At 71.0% G+C, this 6,986-nt stretch carries 7 protein-coding genes; 4 read left to right on the plus strand and 3 right to left on the minus strand.

Going from position 1 to position 6,986, the window contains the following annotated elements; translation table 11 throughout:
• From G3I40_RS10495 to G3I40_RS10505, 3 genes are all read left to right on the plus strand, one after another.
• Positions 1-1,239 (plus strand): trypsin-like peptidase domain-containing protein (locus tag G3I40_RS10495; protein WP_164301888.1); only part of this gene is annotated, 1,239 nt, incomplete at its 5' end.
• A gap of 165 nt (positions 1,240-1,404) precedes the next feature.
• Positions 1,405-1,863 (plus strand): sec-independent translocase, encoded by a 459-nt coding sequence (locus G3I40_RS10500; protein WP_164301889.1) that lies wholly within the window; start codon positions 1,405-1,407, stop codon positions 1,861-1,863.
• Positions 1,864-1,999: 136 nt separating this feature from the next.
• The gene (locus G3I40_RS10505; protein ID WP_164301890.1) at positions 2,000-2,656 is read left to right on the plus strand and encodes a hypothetical protein; all 657 of its coding nucleotides are present in this window, start codon (positions 2,000-2,002) and stop codon (positions 2,654-2,656) included.
• A 120-nt stretch (positions 2,657-2,776) separates the two neighbouring features.
• Here G3I40_RS10505 and G3I40_RS10510 read toward each other — a convergent pair whose 3' ends face one another.
• From G3I40_RS10510 to G3I40_RS10520, 3 genes are all read right to left on the minus strand, one after another.
• On the minus strand, positions 2,777-3,910 hold the full coding sequence (locus G3I40_RS10510) for an Mrp/NBP35 family ATP-binding protein (RefSeq protein ID WP_164301891.1): 1,134 nt from the start codon (positions 3,908-3,910) through the stop codon (positions 2,777-2,779).
• 100 nt (positions 3,911-4,010) lie between these two features.
• Entirely contained in the window at positions 4,011-4,574 is a 564-nt protein-coding gene (locus G3I40_RS10515; RefSeq protein ID WP_164301892.1) for a DUF1003 domain-containing protein, read from the minus strand.
• A complete protein-coding gene (locus G3I40_RS10520) occupies positions 4,564-5,838 on the minus strand; it encodes a CBS domain-containing protein (RefSeq protein ID WP_164301893.1) in 1,275 nt (424 codons plus the stop codon). Before G3I40_RS10520 ends, G3I40_RS10515 begins: the two co-directional genes overlap by 11 nt.
• A gap of 181 nt (positions 5,839-6,019) precedes the next feature.
• On the opposite strand from G3I40_RS10520, the gene G3I40_RS10525 reads away from it, so the two are divergent.
• A complete protein-coding gene (locus G3I40_RS10525; protein ID WP_164301894.1) occupies positions 6,020-6,763 on the plus strand; it encodes a hypothetical protein in 744 nt (247 codons plus the stop codon).
• The last annotated feature ends 223 nt before the right edge of the window (positions 6,764-6,986 follow it).

The following is a 6,986-nucleotide window of genomic DNA, read 5'->3' on the forward strand; positions in this document are numbered from 1 at the left end:
GTTCAGGCGTACCCCGCACCCGCGCCGGTTCCGGTCCACCCCCGAGGTGGCGGTGGGCCCTGGCAGCAGTACGACCCGTGGGCCGGGCCGATGTCCCTGTCGGGCGGCGGCGCCCCCGTCGGGGACAGGCCGCGGCGCGGGCGCAAGGCGCTGGCGTTCGCGGCCGTGCTGATCGCCCTGGTCTCCGGCGTCGTGGGCGGCGCCATCGGCTCGTACCTGGAGCGCAACGGCGGGACGGACGTCGCATTCCCGCAGGCCGGGGCCGAGTCCACGCACCGGGCCCCGGGCAGCGTCGCGGGCATCGCCGCCACCGCCCTGCCCGGCGTCGTCACCATCCACACCAAGGGCGCCTCCGAGCAGGGCACGGGCACCGGCTTCGTGCTCGACAACCGCGGCCACATCCTCACCAACAACCACGTCGTCGAACCGGCGGGTTCCGACGGCGGGATAGCGGTCACGTTCGCGGGCGGCGAGAACGCCGACGCCGAGGTGATCGGCCACGACAGCGGTTACGACCTCGCTGTCATCAAGGTCTCCGGCGTCCACGGACTCAAGCCGCTGTCCCTCGGAAACTCCGAGAACGTACAGGTCGGCGACCCCGTCGTGGCCATCGGCGCCCCCTTCGACCTCGCCAACACCGTCACCTCCGGCATCATCAGCGCCAAGGACCGGCCCATCACGGCGGGCGGCGAGGGCGGCGACGGCACGGACGTCAGCTACGTGGACGCGCTGCAGACCGACGCCCCCATAAACCCGGGTAATTCAGGCGGCCCGCTGGTCGATTCCAAGGCCCGCGTCATCGGCATCAACAGCGCGATCCGCTCCGCGGACAGCGGCGCGGAGCTCGACGGCGGTCAGGCCGGCTCGATCGGCCTCGGCTTCGCGATCCCGATCAACCAGGCCAAGCGCGTCGCCGAGGAACTGATCAACACCGGCAAGGCCACCCACCCGGTGATCGGCGTCACGCTGGACATGGACTACTCGGGCGACGGCGCGCGGGTCGGCACGAAGGGCAACAACGGCGGTTCCGCCGTCAGCCCGGGCGGCCCCGGCGCCAAGGCCGGCATCAAGCCCGGCGACGTCATCACCGAGGTCGACGGCGTGCGCATCCACTCCGGCGAGGAGCTGATCGTCAAGATCCGCGCCCACCGCCCGCAGGACAAACTGAACCTCACGCTCGAACGGGGAGGAAAGGAACGGAAGGTGGCCCTCGTCCTCGGCTCGGCCGACAGCAGCTGACGGCCCCGGCCAGCGGATTCACGGCGTAAGTGATCCTGGACGTCGCTCAGTGGCTACCGGACGGACAGGATCGCCGGGTACCGTGGACCCGGTCCGATGCCGGACCCTGCCGAAGACCTGCTCTTGAAGACCGACCGCGGGCCGAGGACACGCTAGGAGTGCAAGGTGTTCAACGACATTGGCCCACTGGAGGTCGTGACGCTCGTCGTGCTGGCCGTGCTCGTCTTCGGCCCCGACAAGCTTCCGAAGCTCATCCAGGACGTCTCGCGCACGATACGCAAGATCCGGGAGTTCTCGGACAGTGCGAAGGAAGACATCCGCAGCGAACTGGGCCCGGAGTTCAAGGACTTCGAGTTCGAGGACCTGAACCCCAAGACGTTCATCCGCAAGCAGCTGGACAGTGACGAGCTGGGGCTCAAGGAGATCCGCAACGGCTTCGACCTGAAGAAGGAGATGGCCGAGGTCTCCGACGCGGCGCGCACCGTGGGCGACATGGAGGACTCGGCACCGTCCCAGAGCAGCTCAGGCGGCTCCGTCGACATGGAGAAGCGCCCCGAGAAGCCCTCGCTGGAGAAGAAGCCGGACGCGGGCGACCCGCCTCCCTTCGACGCCGACGCGACCTGAACCACCCCCTCCGAAACCGGGCCCGCCGGACCCGGTGTGGCATCCTGCCTTGTTGTTGCGCGGACCGGACGTGAGTGAACGCCCGAGGGGGGCGGGCCGCACCGGTCCGTAACTGAGCGAGGAGGCGGCCGGGTACATGGAGACGACGAGTCGGGTGGGCGCGCAGGCGCCGGACACCGAAGGGGCCGGTCAGGGTCCCACGGCCCGGCGCACGGTCGACGGCTACCTGCTGGCGCCCTTCCCGTGGTACGGCCTCGACGAGGCCTTCACGGGACCGCGTTGGCTGATGCAGGTCGGCACCACGGCGGACGGGTCCGTCGAGCACGGTTCGATCGGGCACGGTGACGAGCCCTCGGTGCGCAGCGAAGGCACGGAGGACACCGAGCGGTTCGCGGTCGTGGTGACCGTCGCCGCGAATCCGGTCCGGCGCAGCGCCGACGGCACGGGAGTCCTGGACGCCACGTCCGTCTCCTCGGCGGCCTGGCTCGCCGGGGTCGGGCTGCTCTCGTACACCTGGCCGGGACAGATGGACCACACGCTGCGCGACGACTGGCTGGACCAGCAGACCGAGACGGCATGGGTACTGGCCGACGACCTCGACTCCGCGGACTGGGCGACGCTGTCGCTGCCGGTGGACGGGGTGCCGACGACGTTCCACTACCGCGAGTCCGAGTACGGGTGGGTGCTCGCCGGTTCGACGCAGGCCGGGGTGCACCTGGGCGCGTACGGGCGCGGCATGAGCGCGTACGGGCTGGGCTTCTCCGTGATCAAGGACGTCGCGGAGCTCGCGTAACACCCTCTGTCAGGGCGTACGGGAACGGGCCGCATCCGGAGTCGATCCGGATGCGGCCCGTTCCCGTACGTGTGGGCTCGTACGTATGGGCTCGTACGTATGGGCTCGTACGTGCCGGACTCAGAACTTGTTGCGCGGGGTGATCCCCAGCGACATGCCCGACAGGCCGCGCTGGCGCTCGCCGAGCTTGCCGGCGATGGCGCGCAGGGCCGCACCGGCCGGGGAGTCCGGGTCGGTCAGGACGACAGGCTTGCCCTCGTCGCCGCCCTCGCGCAGGCGTACGTCGATCGGGATGGAGCCGAGGACCGGCACCGTCGCGCCCGTCGTCCTGGTCAGGCCCTCGGCGACCGCCTGGCCGCCGCCCGTGCCGAAGACGTCGACCATCTCACCGCAGTGCGGGCACGGCAGCCCCGACATGTTCTCGACGACGCCCACGATCTTCTGGTGGGTCTGCACCGCGATGGAGCCGGCCCGCTCGGCGACCTCGGCCGCGGCCTGCTGCGGCGTCGTGACGACGAGGATCTCGGCGTTCGGCACCAACTGCGCGACGGAGATGGCGATGTCGCCCGTCCCCGGCGGCAGGTCGAGCAGCAGGACGTCCAGGTCGCCCCAGAAGACGTCCGCGAGGAACTGCTGGAGCGCGCGGTGGAGCATCGGGCCGCGCCACACCACCGGGGCGTTGCCCGGGGTGAACATGCCGATCGAGATGACCTTCACGCCGTGCGCCGACGGCGGCATGATCATGTTCTCGACCTGGGTGGGCTTGCCGTCGGCGCCCAGCATGCGCGGCACGGAGTGGCCGTAGATGTCGGCGTCGACGACGCCGACCTTCAGGCCGTCCGCGGCCAGCGCCGCCGCCAGGTTCACGGTGACGGAGGACTTGCCGACGCCGCCCTTGCCGGAGGCGACCGCGTAGACGCGGGTCAGCGAGCCGGGCTTGGCGAAGGGGACCTCGCGCTCGGCCGTCCCGCCGCGCAGCGCGGCCGCGAGCTCCTTGCGCTGGTCGTCGCTCATGACGTCGAGGGTGACCTGTACGCCGGTCACGCCCTCGACGCGCAGCACGGCGTCGCGCACGTTGTTCTCGATGGTCGAGCGCATCGGGCAGCCCGAGACGGTGAGGTACACGGTGACCGCGACGGTGCCGTCCGCACCGATGTCCACCGATTTGACCATCCCCAGTTCGGTGATGGGTCGTTGGATCTCGGGGTCGTTCACTGTCGCGAGTGCCTCGCGCACCGCGTCTTCCGTAGCCATACACCCGATAGTACGGCGGCGCGCGACGCCGTCCCCTAGAAGGGTGGTGGTGGGCGACGGGTGGGCGTACGGCGCGGTGACCGGGGCGCGGAAAGCCCCGTCAGCGGTCGTCCACGTCACGTCCCGCGTCGCTGTCGGCCGGGAACACCGCGGTGCGCTGCTGGTCCTCCAGCTCTTTGAGGAGGTCCTGCAGTTCGGAGCGGATCCAGTCCCGCGTCGCCACCTCCCCGAGACCGATCCGCAGCGCGGCCACCTCACGGCTCAGGTACTCGGTGTCGGCCATCGACCGCTCGTTCTGCTTGCGGTCCTGTTCCAGGTTGACGCGGTCGCGGTCGTCCTGCCGGTTCTGCGCGAGCAGGATCAGCGGAGCGGCGTACGAGGCCTGCAGCGACAGCATCAGGGTCAGGAAGATGAACGGGTAGTTGTCGAAGCGCAGATGGTCGGGCGCCACCACGTTCCAGATGACCCACGCGACGATGATCACCGTCATCCAGACGATGAACCGTCCGGTGCCCAGGAAGCGCGCGATGCGCTCCGACAGCCGGCCGAAGGCCTCGGGGTCGTACTCCGGAAGGAACTTGCGCCGGGGCGCGCGCGGCTGGTCGAGGCGGATGCGCGACCGGCGCGGGGCCTCGGGCGTGCGCTCGCGTTCCTCACTCGCCATGGGGCACCTCCCCGGCGAGGTGGAACTCCTGCTCACGCCAGTCCTCGGGCAGCATGTGGTCCAGTACGTCGTCGACGGTCACGGCGCCGAGCAGCGAGCCGGACTCGTCGACGACGGGGGCGGCCACCATGTCGTACGTGGCGAAGAACCCGGCGATCTCCGGGAGCGCGGCGCCCGGCGAGAGCGCCTGCAGGTCGTCGTCGAGGATCGAGCTGACCATCGTGCCCGGCGGATCGCGCAGCAGCCGCTGGAAGTGGATGGTGCCCAGGTACTTGCCGGTCGGCGTCTCGTCCGGCGGCCGGCACACGTAGACCTGCGCGGCCAGGGCGGGCGACAGATCGGGGTTGCGGACCCGGGCGAGCGCGTCGGCGATGGTCGCGTCCGGGCGCAGCACGATCGGCTCGGTCGTCATCAGGCCGCCCGCGGTCTTCTCCTCGTACGCCATGAGCCGCCGCACGTCGGCCGCGTCGCTCGGCTGCATCAGCGCCAGGAGGCGCTCCTTGTCCTCCTCCGGCAGCTCGCTGAGCAGGTCGGCGGCGTCGTCCGGGTCCATCTCCTCCAGGACGTCGGCGGCGCGCTCCTCCTGCAGTTTGCCGAGGATCTCGATCTGGTCGTCCTCGGGGAGCTCCTCCAGGACGTCGGCGAGGCGCTCGTTGGTGAGGGCCGCCGCGACCTCGGCCCGGCGCTTGGGGGAGAGGTGGTGCAGCACGTTGGCGAGGTCGGCGGGGCGCAGCTGCTCGAAGGTGGCGAGCAGGTTCTCGGCGCCCTGACCGTGCTCCTCCAGCGAGAACCCGTCGACGCCGGACCAGTCGACGGTCAGGGCTTCCCCCTTGCGCCGGAAGGTGCCGCCCTTCCCCTTGCGCACGAAGACCCGGTCGATCTCCCAGTCCCGGCGGGCGGGCAGCTGCTGTACGGAGACGTCCAGGACGGTGACCTCCTCGCCGGAGTCCACGAGCCGGACCCGCCGGTCGAGCATCTCGCCGAGGACGAGGCGTTCGGTGGGGCGCTGCTCGAAACGCCTGACGTTGAGTACGCCCGTCGTGATGACCTGGCCCGACTCGATGCCGGTCACCCGGGTCATCGGCAGGAAGATGCGGCGGCGGGTGGACAGCTCGACGACGAGGCCGAGCAGGCGCGGCGGCCGCCGCCCGACGCGCAGCATGGCGACGAGGTCGCGTACGCGGCCGACCTGGTCCCCGTTGGGATCGAAGACGGCGATACCGGCGAGGTGGGAGACGAAGATCCGCGGGGCGACTGCAGCCATGTCCTCCAGCGCCTCCCTTTTCTCCCGGTACGTCTGTGCATACGAACAATCCGCGGTTCAGGCTATCCGGTGCCCGTCGAACACGCCTTTGCGCCTCCCGGCCCCTGGACCGTACGAGTAACCGCAGATGGCACAGGTACGCTGCCGTACTGCTGTTGCCGTACGAGAGGTAGTCCCACCCGTGACCGCACTTGCCCTGGACCGCCGTACCCGCAGGACACTCCTGGTCGGCGCGCTGTGCACGGGGCTCGCGGCCGGGCTCGCGGCCTGCGGCGGGGACGATCCGGACGCGGGCACCAACGGGGTCGGGAAACTGGAACCGGCCGAGATCCAGAGCCGCACGGTCAAGGCGGCGCGGGGCGCGGACGCCGTGCACGTCGCCGGTTCGGTGGTCAGCAGCGGCAAGACGTACAAGCTCGACATGCGGCTGAAGGACGAGGGCGGGTCCGGGTCGGTGACCACGGGCGGCAGCACGTTCCGCCTGCTCCGGGTCGGTGAGCACCTCTTCCTCAAGGCGGACGCCGACTTCTGGACCCATTCGGACGACGCGGACCAGGACGGGGCCGCGGCGGACAAGCTCGACGGCAAGTACGTGAAGGTGCCTGCGGGCGATCCGGCGTACAAGCGGCTCAGCACGTTCACGGACAAGGGCGTGCTGCTCGACGGCCTGCTCACGCTGCACGGCACGCTGGACAAGGGCGACCACGGCTCGTCCGGCGGGGTCCGCACCATCGGGCTCACCGGCGACGAGGGCGCCGGGGGCACGCTCGACGTCTCCCTGGAGGGCGCGGCCTACCCGATGCGCCTGGAGCGGGCCGGAGGGGCAGGCACGCTCCAACTGACGGACTGGGGCCGCGACTTCACCCTCACCGAACCGGAGTCGACGGACACGGTGGACTACGGCAAGGCCCTTCCGGAGTCGTAGGGGAACTCGGCCCGACGGGTCAGGGCCTCGTACGAGCCCGCCGTCCGGCGACCGGGATCCCGGACCCGGGGTCACGGGTCCGTGGGCCGGTGGGTTCGGGCGAGCCCGGAGCGCTCAGCCCCTCTTCCGCTTCGCCAGCAACCGGGGCAGCCCCGCGGGCACGGCATTGCGCGTGGTGGCCGCAGAGGGCAGCGGCGGGGCGGCCAGCCCGCCGTCGGACGCC

Source organism: Streptomyces sp. SID14478, assembly GCF_010548525.1.
In the GTDB taxonomy this organism is placed as follows: domain Bacteria; phylum Actinomycetota; class Actinomycetes; order Streptomycetales; family Streptomycetaceae; genus Streptomyces.